The sequence below is a fragment of the Planktothrix sp. FACHB-1355 genome, assembly GCF_014748295.1.
In the GTDB taxonomy this organism is placed as follows: Bacteria; Cyanobacteriota; Cyanobacteriia; order Cyanobacteriales; family Aerosakkonemataceae; genus Aerosakkonema; species Aerosakkonema funiforme_A.
In genome coordinates this window covers 1-1902 of record NZ_JACJUP010001244.1, presented here as the reverse complement: position 1 = coordinate 1902, position 1902 = coordinate 1, and the positions used below count along the sequence as shown (strand labels likewise).

Genomic DNA, 1902 nt, shown 5'->3' with positions numbered 1-1902 from the left:
AGGAAGGTATCTTGGTCAACTACACCTATTTGAGAACGGAGCGATCGCAACAAGATACTATTTATATCTTGACCATCAATCAACACTTTCCCATCGGTAGGAGGATAAAGCCCCAAAATAAGTTTAGAAATCGTTGTTTTTCCAGAACCACTACGACCAACTAAGGCTACAGTTTGTCCTGGTTTAACCTCAAAACTGAGGTTTTCCAAAACATTGATATCGCTTTCTGGATGATAACGGAAAGTAACTTTATCAAACCGAATGTTACCGTTAATTGGCGGTAAAGATTGGCGAGATTGTTGCTGTAAATACTCTATTTGCTGTTTGGTCTAGCAGATATTGCCGCAGTCCAGTCATCGCTACTCGGAACAAGCTAAAAATTAGCAAACCAACCCCGAAAGTGGTTAAAGTTAACTGACTTTGGTGCTTAACTACGTTGTCTAAAATCATTTGAGTGAATAGCGGCGTAATCAATCCAAAGATTTGGATAAATACGGAAGCAATGAAGACTTCAAATAATACAATACCGTGTGGTTTAGCTAACTCAAAAAACTGCCAAAATGGGGTACTGTATTCTTTGGCATCTCTAATAAAAACTGTGGGTTGCAATAACAAAGCATAGCCAGTCCAATCAGTTTTAAATTGAGCGTGGGTAAGGGTGCGTTGACCGATGGCTGGATCGGCTACGATGACGTGCTTGCGGGTGATTTCGTAGACTACAACGTAGTGCTTGCCTTCCCAATGCGCGATCGCAGGTAGGTTTTGTTTTGCCAATTGGTCTAAACTGGCTTTCACGGGTCGGGTAGAGAATCCGATACTTTCCGCTGCTGCTGATAAACCTCGTAAAGAAGCACCATTGCGATCGACATTAGCCATATCTCGCAGGCGGTTAACGCTAAAGCGCTTCCCCCAATAGCGAGCAACCATTACTAAGGAAGCAGCACCGCAGTCTGATGCACTTTGTTGTGCGAAGAAGGGATAACGACGAATAATGCGCTGCCACAAGTGGCCCACTTGTAACGTGGGGCTGGGAAAGTAAGCTTTACTAATTTTTTTCTGGTTTTTTGGCTGAACTGGTGATTGGCGATCGAGAAAAGTTGTCTCTCTTTCACTCTTTTTTTGGTTTGCTGTGGGAGTGTCAGTTCCTCTGAGTAGGGAATCTCGCCAAACAGCCTGCTGATGAAGATGCTCTCGAATTTTAGGATATTTGCGACTTAGGTTGGCAAGGTACTGGCTGGGAAGAAAATAGATTGTTAGTGCATCTTTGGTAGCTTTTGCTGAGTAAGGTTCAAAGGATTCTTCTGGAAATAAGGTTAGCTCACCAAATGATTCCCCTGCTTTTAATGAAAGAGGTTTATCACTCTGACTATGAGTTAATCTTACTTTCCCTGCAATAATAATGCAGATGCCACCTTCAGCGTTTTGTGAATTCCAAAATTGTTTTAGTGGCTGAGGCTCTAAAACTTGAATATTTTGACGCACTGCTGCTAGTTCTTTTTCTAGAAAAGATTGCCCTAGAGTTTTTTCCAGCAGTTCATTAGAAATAGATAAATCGGATTGATTCTGAACCATAGTTACAATCTCAACGAATGGAATTGAAAGGCCAAAATTCGGGGGAAACTGAAACGGAGGTTTCCGTTAAATCGCGAATCGCTAAACGGTTGGCATTTGGTGCGATATCCTCGACAGGAGTTGGTTTTGGCCGGGTGGATAGTCCCATGTCTTTGAGCAAGCGATTGATATGGCGATCGCTCACTTCAATACCCAACTCTTTGGCTAGATGCTTACTCAGCCATTGTGCTGTCCAGCGTCGAAATGGATAGCCAAATTCTTTCGGGCTCTGGCTTACCAGTTCTTTTAAACGCTCTAGATATTGTTCGTTAACGCTTTTAGGGCGGCCAA

3 protein-coding genes are annotated in these 1902 nt (G+C 42.8%); all 3 read right to left on the bottom strand.

Annotated features, from left to right (window positions below; genetic code table 11):
- Nucleotides 1-209 (bottom strand): ATP-binding cassette domain-containing protein (locus H6S82_RS33820; protein WP_242057186.1); only part of this gene is annotated, 209 nt, incomplete at its 3' end.
- 61 nt (nucleotides 210-270) lie between these two features.
- Nucleotides 271-1572, bottom strand: a complete 1302-nt coding sequence (locus H6S82_RS31235; RefSeq protein WP_242057185.1) for a cysteine peptidase family C39 domain-containing protein — start codon at nucleotides 1570-1572, stop codon at nucleotides 271-273.
- A gap of 10 nt (nucleotides 1573-1582) precedes the next feature.
- Nucleotides 1583-1902, bottom strand: a 320-nt coding sequence (locus H6S82_RS31230; protein ID WP_191057334.1) for a helix-turn-helix domain-containing protein, incomplete at its 5' end; no start/stop codon positions are given.

Coding starts and splice junctions, on each gene's coding strand:
- H6S82_RS31235 (WP_242057185.1), bottom strand. CDS start 1,572: ATGGTTCAGAATCAATCCGATTTATCTATTTCTAATGAACTGCTGGAA.